The sequence below is a fragment of the Kribbella sp. VKM Ac-2568 genome (genome assembly GCF_004345365.1).
In the GTDB taxonomy this organism is placed as follows: domain Bacteria; phylum Actinomycetota; class Actinomycetes; order Propionibacteriales; family Kribbellaceae; genus Kribbella; species Kribbella orskensis.
This window is the reverse complement of sequence record NZ_SLVF01000008.1, coordinates 160,553-179,424: the sequence shown is the minus strand read 5'-3', so window position 1 is coordinate 179,424 and position 18,872 is coordinate 160,553. Positions and strand designations below refer to the sequence as shown.

The 18,872-nt window shown below is 67.5% G+C and carries 14 protein-coding genes; 10 read left to right on the top strand and 4 right to left on the bottom strand.

From position 1 onward, the window contains the following. The first annotated feature begins 77 nt into the window (after nucleotides 1-77). Both EV648_RS24095 and pulA read left to right on the top strand, forming a co-directional pair. On the top strand, nucleotides 78-1,319 hold the full coding sequence (locus EV648_RS24095; RefSeq protein WP_132295976.1) for an ATP-binding protein: 1,242 nt from the start codon (nucleotides 78-80) through the stop codon (nucleotides 1,317-1,319). Between the two features lie 82 nt (nucleotides 1,320-1,401). Beyond that, nucleotides 1,402-7,134: a pullulanase-type alpha-1,6-glucosidase gene (gene pulA, locus EV648_RS24090; protein ID WP_132295973.1), complete on the top strand. Its 5,733-nt coding sequence runs from the start codon at nucleotides 1,402-1,404 to the stop codon at nucleotides 7,132-7,134. A 107-nt stretch (nucleotides 7,135-7,241) separates the two neighbouring features. Here pulA and EV648_RS24085 read toward each other — a convergent pair whose 3' ends face one another. After that, nucleotides 7,242-7,613 carry a DoxX family protein gene (locus EV648_RS24085; protein WP_132295970.1) on the bottom strand — a complete coding sequence of 124 codons (372 nt, stop codon included), beginning with the start codon at nucleotides 7,611-7,613 and terminating at the stop codon, nucleotides 7,242-7,244. 54 nt (nucleotides 7,614-7,667) lie between these two features. Between EV648_RS24085 and EV648_RS24080 the strand changes: the two genes are divergently transcribed. Continuing rightward, a complete protein-coding gene (locus EV648_RS24080) occupies nucleotides 7,668-8,609 on the top strand; it encodes an RNA polymerase sigma-70 factor (RefSeq protein WP_241995553.1) in 942 nt (313 codons plus the stop codon). On the opposite strand, the gene EV648_RS24075 is transcribed toward EV648_RS24080, so the two are convergent. After that, nucleotides 8,583-9,479: a diacylglycerol kinase family protein gene (locus tag EV648_RS24075; RefSeq protein ID WP_132295967.1), complete on the bottom strand. Its 897-nt coding sequence runs from the start codon at nucleotides 9,477-9,479 to the stop codon at nucleotides 8,583-8,585. The genes EV648_RS24080 and EV648_RS24075 overlap by 27 nt on opposite strands. Nucleotides 9,480-9,516: 37 nt before the next feature. Between EV648_RS24075 and EV648_RS24070 the strand changes: the two genes are divergently transcribed. From EV648_RS24070 to EV648_RS44235, 4 genes are all read left to right on the top strand, one after another. Continuing rightward, nucleotides 9,517-10,911, top strand: coding sequence for a serine hydrolase (locus EV648_RS24070; protein ID WP_241995552.1), 1,395 nt, complete (start codon nucleotides 9,517-9,519; stop codon nucleotides 10,909-10,911). A 76-nt stretch (nucleotides 10,912-10,987) separates the two neighbouring features. Next, the gene (locus tag EV648_RS24065; protein ID WP_132295961.1) at nucleotides 10,988-11,926 is read left to right on the top strand and encodes an NAD(P)-dependent oxidoreductase; all 939 of its coding nucleotides are present in this window, start codon (nucleotides 10,988-10,990) and stop codon (nucleotides 11,924-11,926) included. A 46-nt stretch (nucleotides 11,927-11,972) separates the two neighbouring features. Beyond that, nucleotides 11,973-12,173, top strand: a complete 201-nt coding sequence (locus tag EV648_RS44240) for a class I SAM-dependent methyltransferase (RefSeq protein WP_241995551.1) — start codon at nucleotides 11,973-11,975, stop codon at nucleotides 12,171-12,173. After that, a complete protein-coding gene (locus tag EV648_RS44235) occupies nucleotides 12,170-12,391 on the top strand; it encodes a hypothetical protein (RefSeq protein WP_241995550.1) in 222 nt (73 codons plus the stop codon). Before EV648_RS44240 ends, EV648_RS44235 begins: the two co-directional genes overlap by 4 nt. 255 nt (nucleotides 12,392-12,646) lie before the next feature. Here the strand turns inward: EV648_RS44235 and EV648_RS44230 are convergent, their stop codons facing one another. Beyond that, nucleotides 12,647-12,841, bottom strand: coding sequence for an NAD(P)-dependent oxidoreductase (locus EV648_RS44230; RefSeq protein ID WP_370452740.1), 195 nt, complete (start codon nucleotides 12,839-12,841; stop codon nucleotides 12,647-12,649). Here EV648_RS44230 and EV648_RS24045 point away from each other — a divergent pair. The 3 genes from EV648_RS24045 (at nucleotide 12,824) to EV648_RS24035 (ending at nucleotide 14,764) form a co-directional block, all read left to right on the top strand. Then, the gene (locus EV648_RS24045) at nucleotides 12,824-12,997 is read left to right on the top strand and encodes a hypothetical protein (RefSeq protein ID WP_199234818.1); all 174 of its coding nucleotides are present in this window, start codon (nucleotides 12,824-12,826) and stop codon (nucleotides 12,995-12,997) included. The two genes, EV648_RS44230 and EV648_RS24045, sit on opposite strands and share 18 nt — an antisense overlap. A 149-nt stretch (nucleotides 12,998-13,146) precedes the next feature. Continuing rightward, nucleotides 13,147-13,575 (top strand): hypothetical protein, encoded by a 429-nt coding sequence (locus EV648_RS24040; RefSeq protein WP_132295958.1) that lies wholly within the window; start codon nucleotides 13,147-13,149, stop codon nucleotides 13,573-13,575. A gap of 10 nt (nucleotides 13,576-13,585) precedes the next feature. Further along, complete coding sequence (locus EV648_RS24035; protein WP_132295955.1) at nucleotides 13,586-14,764, top strand: M20 family metallopeptidase; 1,179 nt, start codon at nucleotides 13,586-13,588, stop codon at nucleotides 14,762-14,764. A 26-nt stretch (nucleotides 14,765-14,790) separates the two neighbouring features. On the opposite strand, the gene EV648_RS24030 is transcribed toward EV648_RS24035, so the two are convergent. Beyond that, on the bottom strand, nucleotides 14,791-18,861 hold the full coding sequence (locus tag EV648_RS24030) for a patatin-like protein (protein ID WP_132295952.1): 4,071 nt from the start codon (nucleotides 18,859-18,861) through the stop codon (nucleotides 14,791-14,793). Nucleotides 18,862-18,872: the final 11 nt, after the last annotated feature.

Sequence of the window (18,872 nt, the reverse complement as noted above, 5' to 3'; positions counted from 1 at the left end):
GATGGGACGATTCCGCAGCAGCTCGTGGGACGAATCGGCGACGCACCTTGGGACAAATCCGCAATACAATCCGTCTCATGACTCTTCTGGACCGGTCGGCCGCCACGGTTGCCCAAGCTGCGCTCGCCGATACGCCGGTCGTCGTCGTCAACGGTCCGCGTCAAGTCGGCAAGACCACTCTGACGCGAAACCTCCGCTACCCGGGCACGGTGGAGTTCGCGAATCTCGACGAGGAGATCAGCAGACAGGCCGCGCGGCACGACCCGCGAAACTTCGTCACCCGCTCGGTCGACACCTTCGTGATCGACGAAGCGCAGTTGGAGTCCGGGCTCTTCCGGGCGGTGAAAGCGGAGATCGACCGGGACCGGCGGCCGGGGCGATTCCTGCTGACCGGCTCATCCCGACTGCTGTCAGCGCACGACATGGCGCCGTCGCTTGTGGGGAGGGTCGAAACGATCGACCTGTGGCCGTTCTCCCAGGGCGAGATGGCCGGTGTCACGGAGACATTCGTCGACCGGCTCTTCGATGCGCCCGTCGATCTGATCCGCAACAGCTCCGTCACCCGAGCCGACGTCGTGGACCGGATCGTCGCCGGCGGGTACCCCGAGGTCGTCAACCGGCAGCCCGGCCGTCGCAGGGCCTGGTTCGACAGCTACGTGAAGACGATCACCCAGTCGGTGATCCGGGACCTCTCCTCAATCGAGCGGCTCGCAGAGATTCCCCGCCTTCTCCAGCTCTGTGCTGCCCGAACCGGCAACGAACTCAACGTGAGCGCGATCGCCAGCGACCTGGGCTTTCCGGCGCGCACTGTGGACGGATACCTCGGCTTGCTGACCGAAGCCTTCTTGATCGACCGCATTCCGGCGTGGTCCACGAATCTGAGCAGCAAGGTGGTGAGACGACCGAAGCTCGTGGTCACCGATACCGGGCTAGCGGCACATCTCGTCGGCGCGACCAGTGCGACGGTCGATCGCAACGGTGGGCCTTTCGGTCAACTGCTCGAGACCTTCGTCGCCAACGAGATCCGCAAGCAGCTGACCTGGTCTGCCTCCCGTCCGACGTTGTGGCATTTCCGCGATCGCAGCGGCGCCGAGGTCGACCTTGTGCTGGAGCACCCCGATGGGCGGGTGATCGGTATCGAGGTCAAGGCGACCAGTACTCCGTCTTCGGATGACCTGCGCGGACTTCGGTTCCTGGCTGACCGGCTGGGAGATCGCTTCGCCTTCGGTCTGCTGCTGCACACCGCCCCCGAGGCAACCCGGTTCGGGCCCAGGCTCGCGGCGTTGCCGGTCGACGTCTTGTGGACCGCAGTGACCTGACCGCGACCTTCGAGGCCTTCCGCTGGATGGGTGCGCGGGTTAGCGTCCCCGCAGGTTGTCCTGCCTTGGGAGGGGTCCCGTGATGTTCAGATTGCGCCATGCCCATGCACGTCTGACCGCAGCGGTGACGGCGGTGGCCGTGGTCGCGCTCGGCCTCGGTACGCCGGTCGCCGCGCCCGCGGACGTCGCCGCCGACCGGGTGATCACCGTCGCCGGGTCTCTGCAGAGCGAGCTCGGTTGCCCCGGCGACTGGACTCCGTCCTGCTCCCAGAGCGAGCTCACCAAGAGCACCACGGGCACGCAGTACAGCAAGGTCTTCGACGTGCCCGCGGGTGGCTATGAGTACAAGGTCACCGTCAACGGCAGTTGGGATGAGAACTACGGCGCAGGTGGAGTCCTGAACGGGCCCAACATCCCGCTGCGGCTCGAAGGACCGGCCAAGGTGCAGTTCAGCTACGACGACACCAGCCACGTGGTGTCGGTGAAGCCGGTCGACCTGGCCGGCGGGCTGGCCCCGGCCGACAAGGCGCTGGCGAGCCCGAGTCTGCGCCAGGACCTCACCAAGGAGCGGTTCTACTTCCTGATGGCGGACCGGTTCGCCAACGGTGACAAGTCCAACGACGCGGGCGGCCTGACCGGCGACCGGCTCACCACCGGCCTCGACCCGACCGACAAGGGCTTCTACCACGGTGGGGACCTGGCCGGCGTGATGCAGAAGCTCGACTACATCAAGTCGCTCGGGACCACGTCCATCTGGCTGACGCCGTCGTTCAAGAACCGGCCGGTGCAGGGTGAGGGCGCGAACGTCAGCGCCGGGTACCACGGCTACTGGATCACCGACTTCACCCAGATCGACCCGCACCTGGGCACCAACGCGGACATGCAGCAGTTGATCGACCTCGCCCACCAGAAGGGCATGAAGGTCTTCTTCGACATCATCACCAACCACACCGCGGACGTGATCGCCTACCAGTCCGGCCAGTACGGCTACATCCCGAAGTCGACGAGTCCCTACAAGGACGCGAACGGCAACGTCTTCGACGACAAGCAGTACGCCGGTGGCGACACCTTCCCGCCGCTGGACCGCAACACCTCGTTCCCGAACGTGCCGGTCTTCAAGACTCCGGCCGACGAGACGGTGAAGCAGCCGGCCTGGCTGAACGACCCGACGCTCTACCACAACCGCGGCGACTCGACCTTCGCCGGCGAATCGGCCGAGTACGGCGACTTCGTCGGGCTGGACGACCTGTTCACCGAGCAGCCGAAGGTGCGCGACGGGATGATCGACGTCTACAAGACGTGGGCCGAGCTGGGCATCGACGGGTTCCGGATCGACACCGTCAAGCACGTGAACATGGAGTTCTGGCAGAAGTTCTCGCCGAAGATCCTGGAAGCCGCCAAGGCCACGGGCAAGAAGGACTTCTTCATGTTCGGCGAGGTATTCGACGCCGACCCGAAGTTCATGTCGACCTACACGACCCAGGGCGCGCTGCAGGCGACGCTGGACTTCGGCTTCCAGCAGAACGCGGTCGCGTTCGCGCAGGGCAAGCCGAGCACCCAGCTCCGCGACTTCTACGCGAACGACGACTACTACACCGACGCCGACTCGAACGCGTACCAGCTGCCGACCTTCCTCGGCAACCACGACATGGGCCGCATCGGCCTGTTCCTCAAGCAGGGCGGCGCGGCCGGGCAAGAACTCCTGGCCCGGGACAAGCTCGCGCACTCGCTGATGTTCCTGACCCGCGGCCAGCCGGTGATCTACTACGGCGACGAGCAGGGCTTCACCGGTCCGGGTGGTGACAAGGACGCCCGGCAGGACATGTTCGCGACGAAGACCGCCGACTACACCGACGACGAGGTGGTCGACGGCACCGGCACGACCACGATCGGCAGCCAGGACCGCTTCGACGTCAACGCGCCGATGTACAAGCACATCGCCGCGCTGCAGAAGCTGCGGGCGCAGTACCCGACGCTTGCCGACGGCACCCAGGTGCACCGCTACTCGTCGAACGCGGGAGGACTGTACGCGTTCAGCCGCTTCGGGAACGACAAGACGGAGTACGTGGTCGTCGCCAACAACGCGACCACCGCGAAGTCGGCGACCATCCCGACGTACCTGAAGAACAGCCGGTTCAAGCCGATCTACGGCGGTGGCGGTGACCTCAGGACTGATCGCGAGGGACGCGTGTCGGTTACGGCAGATCCGCTGTCCGTGACTGTCTACCGTGCGACGTCGACGCTGCCGCACCGCTCGGAGGCACCCGCTGTCTACATGAGCTCGCCCGAGGCCGGCGCGACGGTCGGCGGCCGTGCGGAGATCGCCGCGGCCGTGCCGGAGAACACCCCCGTCACCGTCACCTTCGGCTACCGCCCGGTCGGTACGACGGCGTGGCAGCGGCTCGGGGCGGACGACAACGCGCCGTACCGGGTGTTCCACGACGTGAGCGGCCTGCCGAAGGGGACGCTGCTCGAGTACCGGGCGGTCCTGAAGGATGCGTCCGGCAACTACTCGGTCTCCGGTTCGTACGGGATCGTCGGTGACGCTCCGACACCCGGCGGCGGTGGCGGCGGCGGCACGGACCCGGTCACCCAGCCCGCGAACGTGAGCGTGCCCGGCGACCACAACAGTGAGATGGGCTGTCCCGCGGACTGGTCCCCGGACTGCGACCAGGCCCAGTTGACGCTCGACCCGAAGGACAACGTCTGGAAGGGCACCTTCACCGGGCTGCAGGGCGAGCACGCCTACAAGGCCGCGATCAACAAGACCTGGGACGAGAACTACGGAGCCGGCGGCGCCGCGAACGGCGCCAACATCTCCTACACCGGACCCACGGGACCGGTGACGTTCTACTACGAGCACGGCCGGCACTTCGTCACGTCGACCGCGCAGGGACCGATCGTCACCGTGCCGGGCTCGTTCCAGTCCGAGCTGGGCTGTCCGGCCGACTGGTCACCCGACTGCATGCGACCCTGGTTGACCGACCAGGACGGAGACGGCACGTTCACCTGGTCGACGAGCAAGATCGGAGCGGGCAGCTATGAGGCGAAGGTCGCGCACGGCCTGTCCTGGGACGAGAGCTACGGCGCCGGCGGCAGCCCGACCGGCGGCAACATCCCCATCACCGTGCCCGGAGACGGACTCGTCGTCACCTTCTCCTACGTCCTGGCGACGCACGTGCTGACGGTGACGACGGCCAAGCCGGGCGCACAACCAGACCTCAAGCAGGCCAAGGCGCACTGGCTCGGCAAGGACCTCCTCGCAGTACCGGCCGTCGCTCATCCCGAGCGGTCCCGCTGGCGGCTGCACTGGTCGGCGACGGGCTCGCTGGCGGTGGATGCCGACGACATCGGTGGATCCTCTGCCGGGCTGCGGGTCGACCCGGCCGGGATCCCACCGAAGGTGCTCGCCAAGTTCCCCGCGTTGAAGGGATACACGGCGCTCCGGCTCGATCATGGCGACGCCCGGAAGATCCTCACGGGACAGCTCGGGCTCGCGCAGTACGACGATTCGGGGCGGTTGCTCGACGCGACCGGGGTACAGATCCCTGGCGTCCTGGACGACCTGTACGGCGCGTCGGCCGCCGGGCGCTCGTACGGCGTGGCGTGGCGTGGGGGTGCTCCGACCTTCACGCTCTGGGCGCCTACCGCACAGAAGGTCACGTTGCTCGTCGGGTCGCAGCGGGTGCCGATGCAGGCCACCGACGACGGCTCGTGGTATGTGAACGGGTCGCGGTCCTGGAAGAACGCGACCTACCGCTATGAGGTGGTGGTCTTCGCGCCGAGCACCGGCAAGGTGGAGACCAACGTCGTCACCGATCCGTACTCGCTCGCGCTCGCCACGGACTCGGCGTACTCGGTGGCGGTGGATCTCAACGATCCGGCCGGTATGCCGTCGCAGTGGTCGCGCACGCCGTCGCCGAAGCTGGCTCGGGCGGTGGACTCGACGATCTACGAGTTGCACGTGCGGGACTTCTCGATCAGCGACTCCACCGTCCCGGCCGCACACCGCGGGACGTATCTGGCGTTCGCGGACGAGGGCAACGGTACGAAGCACCTGCGCAAGCTCGCGGCTGCCGGGTTGAACACGGTGCATCTGCTGCCGACGTTCGACATCGCCTCGATCCCGGAGACCGGGCAGCAGACTCCCGCGTGTGATCTCAAGTCGTTCCCGCCAGACTCCGAGCAACAGCAGGCGTGCGTCACCGCGGTGGCGGCGAAGGACGGCTTCAACTGGGGCTACGACCCGTACCACTGGCTCGTGCCGGAGGGTTCCTACGCGACGGCCAAGGACGGCCTGGCGCGGGTGGCCGAGTTCCGCACGATGGTCGGCGGGCTGCACAAGTCCGGCCTGCGGGTCGTGCTCGACCAGGTCTACAACCACACGCCGGCGGCCGGGCAGACACCGACCTCCGTGCTCGACAAGGTCGTGCCCGGCTACTACCAGCGGCTGAACTCGACCGGTGGCGTCGAGACCTCGACCTGCTGCAGCAACATCGCGACCGAGCACGCGATGGCGGAGAAGATCATGGTCGACAGCACCGTGTCGTGGGCGAAGAACTACCGCGTCGACGGCTTCCGGTTCGACCTGATGGGCCACCACAGCAAGGCGAACATGCTCAAGGTGCGCGCCGCGCTCGACAAGCTCACACTGGCGCGCGACGGGGTGGACGGTCAGAAGATCTACCTGTACGGCGAGGGCTGGAACTTCGGCGAGGTCGCCAACAACGCGCTGTTCGTCCAGGCAACTCAGGGCCAGCTCGGCGGCACCGGGATCGGCACCTTCTCCGACCGGCTCCGCGACGCGGTGCGCGGCGGCGGGCCGTTCGACGAGGACCCGCGGGTGCAGGGCTTCGGCTCCGGCGCGGCCAGCGACCCGAACGGTGCCCCGGTCAACGGTTCGCCGGAGGACCGGGCGAAGCGGCTCGCGCACGACACGGATCTGGTCCAGCTCGGGCTGGCGGGGAATCTGCGGGCGTTCTCGTTCAGGTCCGCGGAGACCGGAGCCGTCGTACGAGGTGACGGCGTGGACTACAACGGATCACCCGCCGGGTACGCCGATCAGCCGGTCGAGGTGATCACCTATGTGGATGCCCACGACAACGAGACGCTCTGGGACTCGCTCACCTTCAAGCTGCCGGCGAATCTGCCGATGGCTGATCGGGTCCGGATGAACACGTTGTCGCTGGCAACCACCGCGCTGGCGCAGACGCCGTCGTTCTGGCACGCCGGCGCGGACCTGCTGCGGAGCAAGTCGCTCGACCGGAACTCGTACGACTCGGGCGACTGGTTCAACACGCTGGACTGGACCGGCGCGGACAACGGGTTCGGCCACGGCCTGCCGCCGAAGCCGGACAACGAGGCGAAGTGGTCGTTCATGAAGCCGCTCCTCGGCAACGCGGCGCTGAAGCCGTCTGCCGCGGACGTGGCGACGGCGAACAACCAGGCCGTCGATCTGCTGAAGCTGCGGTTCTCCACTCCGCTCTTCCGGCTTGGCTCGGCCGACCTGATCAACCAGAAGGTCTCCTACCCGTTGAGCGGTACGCCGGCCGCCGTGCCCGGCGTTGTCGTGATGCGGATCGACGACACCATCGGCCCGAACGTCGACCCCGCCCTCAAGGGCGCCCTGGTCGTCTTCAACTCCACCGGCGCTCCGGTCACCCAGCAGGTCCAGGCCCTGACCGGCGCCAACCTGTCCTTGTCCCCCATCCAAGCCGCCGGCTCGGACCCGGTCGTCAAGCAGACCACCTGGACCGCGTCAACCGGCACAGTGTCAGTCCCGGCCCGCACGGTCGCAGTACTGGTCCAGAAGTAGTCGGCGCGACCTGCTCGTCAGGCGAACACCCTGGCGAGCAGGTCATCCACCTCGACCTCGTCGGCCCCCGCTGCTGTGGGACAACGTGACCTGCGATGGTCTCTTGGTCAGTTCAGGGCGGCGAAGCGTTGGGCTGCTACGAAGGCGCAGGCCGAGAGGAGTAGGACGTTCGCCGCCACCGGCCCCGGCTCCTTCAGGGATGCGTGGGACGTGGCGGCGCCCATCATGACGATGCCGAGACCGACTGCTGCTGCTGGTGTCAGGAAGCGGGCGGTGTCCGTCAGCCAGGGCGCGAGCAGGCCCACGACGGCCATGAGTTCGCAGAGTGCGACCACGCGGACGAGCGGCATCGGGAAGGGGGCGATACCGGTCTGTCCGGTGGCGATCAGGCGGTCGCGGGACATCGTCGACTTGGCCACGCCGGACACCGTGAACACGGCCACGAGCAGTCCGGTGACGATCCAGGCTGCGACATTCATCTTCAGTCCTCCAACTCTTCGGTTACGGTCGGAGACGAACGACGACGGTCTCCCGTGACTGTCACAGGAAGCTGTCACAAGCAGGGGGCCTCGATCGTCCTAGAGGACGTGATGGAGCACACCAGCAACACGCTCAGGCCGCTGCTGCTGTCGATCGCGTACCGGATGCTCGGCAGCTTCGGCGACGCGGAGGACGTCGTGCAGGAGGCGTACCTGCGCCTGCACCGCGAGCCCGAGGTGGAATCGGACAAGGCCTTCCTCACCACGGTCACCACCCGGCTCGCGATCGACCAACTCCGGTCGGCCAGGCGTCAACGCGAGACCTACATCGGCCCCTGGCTGCCCGATCCGGCCGTCGACGAGTACGTCGATCTCGCCGACCGGGCGGCTCTGTCGGACTCCCTGTCCACGGCGTTCCTCGTCGTACTCGAAAGGCTGTCGCCGGACCAGCGGGCCGTGTTCCTGCTGCACGACGTGTTCGGCTACTCCTACGAGGAGGTCGCCGCCATCGTCCTGAAGAGCCAGGCGGCCTGCCGGCAACTCACGGTACGGGCTCGCCGGCAGCTGGCGGACGGCAGGCCCAGGTACGACGCTTCGCCGCGCGAGCGGGACGAGCTCGCCGAGCGGTTCCTGGCGGCGTGCCGTGAGGGCGAGCTCGAGGGACTCCTCGAGCTGCTCGCACCGGATGCGACGTTCACCGGCGATGGCGGCGGCAAGGCGGACGCCTTCCCTCGGCCGATCCTCGGCGCCGACCGGGTGGCCCGGACGCTGATCGGGGCGTTCGGAAGACTCGCTCGGCTCGGTCTGCGGATCGAGCCGGTGCACGTCGGCGGGCAACCGGCCCTCAGGATGTGCGGCGCCGAGGACCGGACCCTGGCGGTCTGGTCACTGCTGGTCGCCGAGGGGGTCGTCGTCGCGATCCACGGCGTGGTGAACCCCGACAAGCTCACCCATCTGCAGCCCCTGGGTTCAGGGAATGCGGACCAGCAGGGCTGACGGGTCCACCGTCGCGGTGAGAGTCCGGCCGTCCGCGATCTCGTCGCCGTCGAGCTGCCGGCGGACGGTCTTGCTCGCCTTGACCTGGATGCGCTTGCCGGTGAACCGCTCGATGTTGCGGCCCTCCTGCATGGACTTGATCACCAGGCTGAGCGCGAGCCGGGGCCAGTGGCTGATCCGGCGCGGAGCCAGCACGACCGCGTCGATCATGCCGTCGTCGGGCACGGCGTCCGGCAGCAACGGGATGTTCGCCTGCAGGGTGCCGACGTTCCCGATCACCACCGTGCGCGCCCGGCGGACCAGCGGCGGCCGGTCGTCCACGATGATCTCGACCCGCACGAACGGGTGGTTGAGGTTCTTCAGCGTCGACACCACGTACGCCGCCCAGCCGACGCGTTTCTTCAGCTCGTCGGGGGCGTCGGCGATGATCGCGGCGTCCAGCCCGAGCCCGGCCATCACCACGAATCGGTCGGCGTCGAGCCCATCGCCTTCCACCTGGACGCTGTCGATCCGCTGCTCGTTGCCGCCGAGCAGTTCGGTCAGCGCGATGTCGAGATCGAGGTTGATGCCGAGGTTGCGGGCGAGCAGGTTGCCGGTGCCGGCGGGCAGCACCGCGACCGGGATGTTCGACTGGGCCACTTCCGCGCAGGCGACCCGGACGGTGCCGTCGCCGCCGGCCACCACGACCAGGTCGACGGACTCCTCGATCGCCTGTCTCGCCATCGCCGAGCCAGGGTCCTCCTCGGTCGTCTCGAGCCAGAGGGCGTCTTCGTAGCCACGCTCTGTCAGAGCCGTGTCGACCTTCTTGCGGAATTCGTCCGGGTCGGGAACCTTGATCGGGTTCATGATCACGGCGGCACGAGGGCTCACGTCAGTTTTGTCCGTTCGAGGGGATAGCGTGCATGAGGTGAGCAGCCTTCCACGGAGTACGCCAGAAGCCCAGAACTTGTCCGCTATCGCATTGGAGTCCTTCGTCGCCGCGCTTGACGCCTCCGACCAGGAGATCCAGACCCTGATGCTGCTCCGGCACGGTCACGTCGTGCTGCAGGAGGAGTGGGCGCCGTACCGGTCGCGGGACCGGCACCTGCTGTTCTCGGTGTCGAAGTCCTTCACCTCGATGGGCATCGGCCTGCTGGTCGAGGACGGCAAGCTGTCGGTCGACGACAAGGTGGTGTCATTCTTCGACGCCGACGACCTGCCCGACAAGATCAGCGACAACCTGGCCGCGATGGAGATCCGCCATCTGCTCACGATGACGACCGGGCACTCGCAGGACACCGTCGAGGCGCTGTCGCGGGACCGCCGGATGGTGCGGATCTTCCTCGACCTGGAGGTGGAGCACGAGCCGGGCACGGTGTTCGTCTACAACACCGGCGCGACGTACCTGCTCTCCGCCATCCTGCAGAAGATCACCGGCGAGACCCTGCTCGACTACCTCCGCCCGCGGCTGTTCGAGCCGCTCGGTGCGAGCGAGGCGACCTGGGAGATCTCCCGCGAGGGCATCACCAAGGGCGGCTGGGGTCTGAGCCTCAACACCGAGTCGCTGGCCCGCTTCGGGCAGCTCCTGCTGCAGCGTGGGTCGTGGGAGGGGCAGCAGCTCGTGCCGGCGAGCTGGATCGACGCGGCCACCTCGAAGCAGGTGCCGAACAACGAGGACAACCCCGACTGGCAGCAGGGCTACGGATACCAGTTCTGGCGGTCGCGGCACGACACCTACCGCGGCGACGGCGCCTTCGGGCAGTACTGCCTGATCTTCCCGGAGCACGACGCCGCCCTCATCATCACCAGCGCCTCACCCGACATGCAGGCCACCCTGGACGTCGTCTGGGAGCACCTTCTCCCTGTACTACAAGGGAAGTCGGGAGCCGACCTGGCTCGGCCCGCGAAGCTCGAGATCCCGGCTCCCGTGGGCAAGGCTCCGAGTGGCGACGGCCGCACCTACCGATTCGACCCGAGCGTCGCGTCACTGTCGGCGGTGCGGCTGGACCCGGACGGCACCGGCACCTTCACGTTCGAGGTCAGCTCCCACGACTTCGACACCACGGTTCCAGCCGGCACGACGCAGGACGTCGTCTGCGCTCCCGGCGACTGGCGCGAACTGACCGACGACCTGGTGGACCCACCTCAGCGAATGGTCACCAACGCGTCGACCGGCAACGACGCCTTCGTAGCTACCTTCCGCTACCTGGAAACCCCCTACGTGGCGACGTTCACCTGCCGGCCGGACGGCGACTCCCTGACGATCGACGTCCGGTACAACGTCTCCTTCGGCCCGACGGAGTTCACCCTGCACTCGCTGTGATGTGAGCTAGGTCACTGTCACACCGGCGGCGTTCGCCGTGTCCCCTGGGTCGACTGAAGGTGACATGGAGGATGAGATGAAGGTTCTAGTGGCAGGCGCGACCGGCGGGCTCGGACGTTCGCTGGTGCCGAAACTGATCGCGGCAGGACACGACGTCACCGGCATGGTGCGGTCCGAGTCGAGTGCGGCCGATCTCCGGGCGCAGGGCGCTGAGGTGGTGCTCGCGGACGGGCTGAACGCCGGTGCGGTGAAGGCCGCTGTCGCTGCCGCCCAGCCCGAGGTCGTCGTACATCAGATGACCGCGTTGAAGGGCGGCATCGACTTCAAGAAGTTCGACCAGAGCTTCGCGCTGACGAACCGGCTGCGGACCGAAGGCACGGACAACCTGCTCGCCGCCTCCCAGGCAGCCGGCGTACGGCGGTTCGTCATCCAGAGCTATGCCGGCTGGAACCTGGAGCGCGGTGGCTCCGAGATCAAGAGCGAGCGGATCCCGATGGACCCCGACCCGGTGCCGGCGACGAGCAAGACGATGGCCGGGCTGCGTTATCTGGAGTCGGCCGTGACCGGTGCCGAGGGCATCGAAGGCGTCGTACTGCGGTACGCGGGCTTCTACGGTCCGACCGGTTTCATCGGCAAGGGCGGCGAGATCGTCAAGCTGATCGAGCAGCGCAAGTTGCCGGTGGTCGGCGACGGCTCGGGCGTCTGGTCGTTCATCCACTACGACGACGCCGCCGACGCCACCGTCAAGGCGGTCGAAAGCAGCGCCACCGGGATCTACCAGATCGCCGACGACGACCCGGCGCCCGCCTCGGTCTGGCTGCCGGAGTTCGCCAAGATCCTCGGCGCCAAACCACCGCGGCACATCCCCGTCTGGCTGGCCCGCCTGGCCGTCGGCGAGGTCGGTGTCTCCGCCTTCACCAAGATCCGCGGCGCCGACAACTCCCTCGCCAAAGCGACCTTCGACTGGGAACCCACCTACACCTCCTGGCGCCAGGGCTTCCGCCACGGCCTCTAGGGGACTAGAACTCTGAGGGGAGCTGAGTGCTCCCCGAGGAGGGCAGATGGCGACCGTTCCCGATCGGATCCGGTGGGCTGTGGAAGAGGTGGATCCCCAGCCCGGTGAGCAGATCCTCGAGATCGGCTGCGGACCGGGGGCGGCCGCGCAGCTGGTCTGCGAGCGGCTCACCACCGGTCACCTGCTGGCCACGGATCGGTCGGCAGTGGCGGTGAATCGCACGGCGGGGCGTTCTGCGTCAACGTGAACCTCTTCTGGGTCAGCCACGCCGAGGCCGAGCTCGCCGTACTCCGGCAAGGTCTGCGCTCGGGTGCTCCGCTGTTCATCCTCTACGGCGCGGAGGGGCCGACCGGCGGCGACCGGGTCACCGCGTTGGTCGCGGAGGCGGTGAAGACGGCCGGTTTCCACACCGTCACGATCGTCACCGCCGACCACGGCCTGGGCGTCATCTCCCACGCCCCTTGACCGACGCCTAGTCGCGACGGGTGAATGCCACCGGGCCTCCGACTCCTTCGCGGCGGCCAGGGCACCCTCGGCATCCACGAGCACGAAGGCGTTCACCCGGTCGTCGTACGGCTTGATCGCGTCCAGCGCGGCCCGGGGCGCCTCGACCGGGGAGAGCGCGCCGGTCCGGTAGCCCTCGACCAGTTCCACTGCCTGCTGAGTCATCGCTCTCCCGAGAGGTAGCCGAGTTTCTTGTCCACCACGTTCAGCAGGGGTTCACCCGCGAGCCAGCGTCGGACGCTGGCGGCGAACTACCGCGCCAGGGGGCGCCGCCTCGTCGACAATCGGGCCACGGGCAACGTCGACGAGGTGCGCATCGGGTTTCATTGCCGACAGCACTTGATCGTTCACCAGACCACACGTCGCCGGCGTCAGCGGCGCCGCGAGCACTAGGTGATCGGCCCATCCCACGTGCTCGGCCAACTCGCCGCGGGGATGGCGTTCCACGTGATCCTCGAGCTGTGGATGGACGGCTGGGGTTACGAGCTGTCCGAGCCCGCCGTGGTCACCCCCACCGGTGTGGAACGCCTGACCGACCTACCCCAGGAACTGACGATCCGGAGGTAACACCCCATGACCACGCTCAGAACCGTCCCGTACGCCGATCGCGCGACCGGGCCGGTCGGTTCGGTGATCCGGTCGCCTTTCCCGGTCCTGCTCGGGCCGACGGGCTGCCCTTCGGGATCCAGTTACTCGCACCGGCCGGTCACGACGACGTGGTCATCGACCTGGCCGCCGTCTGGTGCGGTGAACCCACGCGTTCGTCCGAGGTGTTGCTCGCCCTCGCGGGTGCGCATCTGTCCGGCCAGCCGCTGAACCACGAGTTGGTACGACGTGGCGGGCGGTTGGCGTTCGGCGCGCGGACGGCACCGGAGTACCGGATGTACTTGCTGGAAGGTCCTCGGCCCGGCCTGACTCGGACAGTCGCGCCTTTGGCCGGCGGACCTGGGATCGAGGTGGAGGTCTGGAGTCTGCCGGCCGGTGAGTTCGCTGGGTTCGCGGCGACTGTCGAGCCGCCGTTGGCGCTCGAACCCCTGGAGCTGTCCGACGGGCGGCGGGTCCTCGGCTTCGTCTGCACGGCCGACGGAGCCGATCCCGACCGCGAGATCACGGAGCACGGCAGTTGGCGCGGCTATCTGGCCTAGCATGCCGTGCATGACGATCACGCCCGCGGAACAGCAGGTCCTCGACCGGATCGACGAGGAACTCCTCGTCCGGATCACCCGGAGTCTGCTGCAGGCGACCGGGCAGAACCCGCCCGGTGACGAGGCGGCGACGGTCGGGGCGTTGAGTGCCGCCGGGATCGAGCTCGGCCTGGACGTGGTCGCCACCCGGGTCGAACCCGGCCGGGACAACCTGAGCATCATCCTTGCCGGCGGCAACGGTCCCGGCCTGCTCCTGCTCGGCCACACCGACGTCGTACCGGTCGGGGAAGGCTGGACGAAGGACCCGTTCGGTGGGGAGGTCGCCGACGGCCGGATCTACGGCCGCGGCGCCTCCGACATGAAGGGCGGCCTCGCTTCCGCACTGGTCGCGCTCGCAGCCCTGCGCGGCGCCGGGCTCAGCGGCCCGGTCGAACTGGCCGCACTCGTGGACGAGGAGGAGACCGGCAAAGGCATCCGCTCGTACGTCGGTACTGCGTCCCGCTCGTGGCTCGGGTGCATCACCGCGGAGCCGACGGACCTGCAGACGATCATCGGTGCGCGCGGTGACTCGTACCTGCGGGTCGAGATCCATGGGCGTGCGAGCCACGCGGGTAACCCGGCCGACGGCGCCAACGCGATCTACGGAGCGGCCGCGGTGGTCGCCGAGATCGAACGCCTGCACGTGGAACTCGCCGCCGCCCCGCATCCTCTGCTCGGCTCGGCCACCTGGAGCGTCGGCCAGATCAACGGCGGCACCGGCGGCTCGATCGTCCCGGCCGAATGCGTCATCGTCGCCGACCGGCGGCTGCTGCCCGGGGAGTCCCCGGCGGCCGTGCTCGACGATCTCCGCGCTCGGGTGGCGGGGTTGAAGCTCGAAGAACGTGGCCTGTCGGTCGACCTCGAGATGCCGATGGAAATGCCTGCTTTCGAGACACCTGCGGATGCCGAGCTGGTGAGGATCACCAACGCTGCTCTGGCCGACGCCGGTGGTCCCGGTCTTCCGCTGGGCGGATGGACCGCCGCTTGCGACGGCGGATTCGTCGCCCGCGACCTCGACGTACCAGTGGTCGTCCTCGGCCCCGGATCGGTCACCTCACAGGCCCACCGCGCCGACGAGTCGGTAGCGATCTCCGAGCTCACGACCGCCGCGCGGGCCTACGCCCTCACAGCGTTGCGCCTACTCGGCTGATCAACCTCGGCCGGGAAAGCCAGGCTCTAGGGAGTGGTCGCGAGAGTCTTGGTCACTCGCTTCTTGAGCCGAATTCCTGCTCCGGTCAAGGTGAGAGTCGTCGCCGCGCGTGTTGTCGGCTTGAGAAGACAGCGGTAGCGCATGTCTTGCTTCCACAGCAGGTTGATGACGTTGCTGAGGTCTGCCTCAGGTGGAGGCCAGACGATCGCGGCGCACCTTGCGTCCTTGACCAACCGATGGAGCACAGACCGGACCGACCCGAGAAGTACGACGACAGGCACCACGTATAGCAGCAGAAGGGCGAAAACCAGTGCGGTAACAAGCGCGGCTTGCCATACGAGCCCCGGCTGGGCCGGCCATCGCCAGACGATTCCGCCCGCGACGAGAGCGAACACTGTGCCGTAGACGACGGACCAGGTTGCTGCAACGCCGCTCGAATGGTCGACGCCGCGGATCCGGTAGACGGAGCCCGAGCCGTCGCCGACCTCGGTCCAGGACCGCAACCGCCAGCCCGCCCAATAGCCGACCATCCAGCCGATCAGTACTGCTACCGAAGCGATCGCGATGACCCGGCCAGGATGTTTCTTCCACTGTGGCGGCTGGTCGACGACCCACGGGACAAGGAGAACCAGACCATAGGCGATCGCGGCCATCACTGCGAGCAGGAGGACCGAGAAGGCTATCCAAATCCCTGCGGCGGCGAGCCTTCGCCCGAATCGCTGGCCGGCCGACATCTGCGCCAAGTCCGTCTTTGGTGGGAAGTAGAGAGCCCCGATCCGATCCAATGCGCGGTAAAGGGTCGCGATGGGACTGACCACCTGGGAGGGCAGGCTACCCAGCAACATCAAGGCGAGCGCCAACGCCAGGATCGTCCCGGTGGCGCCCAGAGCGAGAGCCAGGCCCCCGTCTCCTCGATGCTCGTCCCAGCGATCTGCCGCGTACACGACCAGCGGAATGACAGGCGTCAGCAGAACCACGCTGTGCAGCAAGGTGCCGGTGCGCATCGCGGCGAAGCCGAAGGCGGTAAGGACCGCCCCGAGCCCGATCGCCGCGGCTGGTCCGGCCGCCCACCCATGAATGACCCCGAGCAGGGACAGCGAAAGCAGGAGTGCACCAGAAGCCAGCGTCATCAGCGCCAGGAAGCGAGCGATGGCGCCGCCGGCGGTGAGGCCAAGGACGGTCCAGTACGGCACCAGCATGCCGCCGCGAAGAGTCCGGGTGACCGGTTTGATCGCTCCCAGGCCCGACCGGCCGCTGTCGGCCAGAGTCACCGCGACGCTCGCCGCCGTCGCCGCCGTACGGATCATCTGATCACTGCGAGCCTCTTCGTCGAGTGGTTCGCGGCCGATGCCTGCTCGGTCGAATGCCCGCAATGCCCTCAGACCCAGTCTCATCTCTTCTTGCGACAGTGGATCCGAACCCGTCGAGTCAGGTCTGTCATCCAGACTGCTCAGCAGAGATGCGTTCTGGGTCAGGAACAGCTCACCGTTGGAGGACGGATTCGCCCGGTCGCTCCGATCGGCCGCGACCGAGGCAGCGATCGTCGGCAGCTCCTCGACCGCGGCCCGCATGTGGACAGCCCAGGCCGCGATTGCGGCGAGGTTGGGCAGGCTGGACGGCAGGTCCTGCTCATCGGGCGAGTAGACCGGCTCGAGTTCGCTGACCGCGGCGGCCCACAGTTCCGCCACCTCCACCGGTACCGGTGTGGTGAACAGTTCGCCGATGAGTGTGTCGACGAAGCCGCTCGCTGTCTCCGGGCTGTCGCTCTGTCTCCGCTGGATCGCGCGTCGACGCAATCGTTCCGGCGACAGGATGATCTGGCACAGCATGGTCGCCGCGTCCATCCGTCCCCAGGTCCAGTCGTTCATACGCCAGGACCGTTTGAGGAAACCTCCGAAGCGGTTGAGCGACATGCCGCCGACCTTGTCGTCCAGGGTGGTCGACTGCACCGCAAAGTCGTTCTGCGTCTGCAGCGAGATCTGGACCAGGTCCATCGCGTGGCTGCTGCCGGTGCCCGAGTCGTCGGCGAGGGTCCACGCGGCGACATGGAGCCACAGCAGCCGTGCATGAACCCTGTTGTGATCAGCCATGGCATGGGCCGATCCGAGTCCGGCCGACCCGACTTCCGTCGGCAGATCCCTGAACACCATCTTCCAGTGCCGCAGCCCGGCTGAGTCGGCGACCGCATCGTGCACAGATTTCAACGGTGCCAGCGCGCTGACGACCGAGTCGACGATGTGGCGAACCGCGGAGGTGGCCCGCAGGCCGAATTTGGCCGTCGGCATGTGGTTACGCAGCCCGATCAAGGCATTGGTGATGCCGGCAGCTCGTTCCTCGAGCTGGGAATCGGTCAATCGCCTTTTGATGTAGTCCCGCCTGAGCTCGTCCCTGAGCTTGGCCTCGGCCAGGTCGACCATGCTCTCATCGTTGGTCATCGCGCGGGCGTAGTGCGCCAGCCACACGGTCCAGAAGTTCTTGCTGGGAGGCAGCGTGGTGAGGACGGAGTCGGCGGTCCAGGCCTCGTCGAGTTCATCGCGAATCCTGAGGAGTTCGGCTCGCGCCTGGCTGACGTCGCGCCGCCCTTCGGCGAGCAAGTTGCAGGTTTCCGGATCAGACGTGACGCTGATCAGTCGATGAAGCAGGTCCAGCGCAGTGTCCGCCAGGTCGAGCGCTGCTGTGATACCCCAGTTCCAGTAGGCCGCGGGCGGGTCATCGTCCCGAGGCAACGCGTGGGGGACATAAGGCAGGTCCGTCGGCCGCGCTGGGTTCTGCGGATCGTCACGCATCCAGTCGCGTTCTGCCGACTCGATGGCTTTGCGGATTCGCTGGTACGACCAGTCCGCCGGCGGCTGGACCCTACTGACGAGCTCGTGGGCAGCCCGCCGCACCCGCTGGTTGCGATACTGCTGGAAAACACATTCGGCCAGACTCTTGAGACCGTCGGGGTCTCTGAGGCCCTCCATGATGTCCAGCCGCGTTCCGCGCCGGGCTGCCGCGGCCTGATTGTGCGTTTCGATCTCATCAACGAAGGTCCGGTTGCCCTGGCTCAGCAAGGCACCAAGTAGTCCTCCCATGGCTGCGGTCACAGTGGGAGGTTCGTCGGAGCGATCTGCCGGGTCCGGCTGGTTGGTTGGCGCATGAGGATAGACGAGCAGCATGACGCGCTGGACCAGGCCGCTTGCGGGCATTCGACCGATGGCCTCCAGGGCAGCCTTCGTGGGGGTGTTGGCAAGCAGCCCGCCGTCGACGGCGAACCGCGACCTGTCATCAGGCAGCGCCTCTGCCGGACCGGCCGTCCGCCACGACACGTGGCTGCCGAGGTCCGGCCGCCGGCCCGGGTCGGTCAGGTCGACGATCGCCTGACCGTCCGATGCCAGGACCTTGCCCAGACGGCCCTTGGCAGGCACGAAACAAGGTTCGAAGGCGACGGGGAAGCTGGCGGTGCACCGCGAGGCGATCGCCAATCCGGCAGTGATGTCGTCGTCCGCTCCCGGTCCGAAGTCGTTCCGCTCTCCGATCATCGGATCGTCGCGTTTGAACGTGAAGTGTCCCTGGTGCAACATCTGAGGAAGCTGCTGGCCCAGCGAATCGACTGTCACGGTCCGGGCTCCGTGCAGCAAGGTCGTGGTGATGATCAGTTCCAGCGGCCTGTCGGCCGCAGTACTGCCCTCCCAGTTCTTACTCAGCTGCTTCATCGCCTCGTGGATCTTGGGCAGGAAGTAGTCGTCACCACGCAGCAGCGATGCCGGCGATCCCCGGAACGGACGCTGCAGAAGGGAGTCCATCCGGCCCTGCTCCGACCATAGGTCTCGCATCAGCCCGACGTCAGCGTTCTTGTTGGCCTGCGCCAGCGCAAGGGCGGCGCCGTTGATCCCCCCGGCCGAAGTGCCGGCGATGACGTCGGCACGTGCTTTGGCATTGAGCAGATTCAAGAGCCTGCCGTACGGACCGTATTGCCGGGTGACGCGGTCGATCTCACGCACCACCCCACCCATCCAGACCGCGAGACTCACTCCACCGTTGAGTACGACTGCGAACCTGATCTCCTCTTTCGGAGCACTCTGGCCGCTGTAGCTCGGATTTCCTGGCACGTTCATCGAAGCCCCCT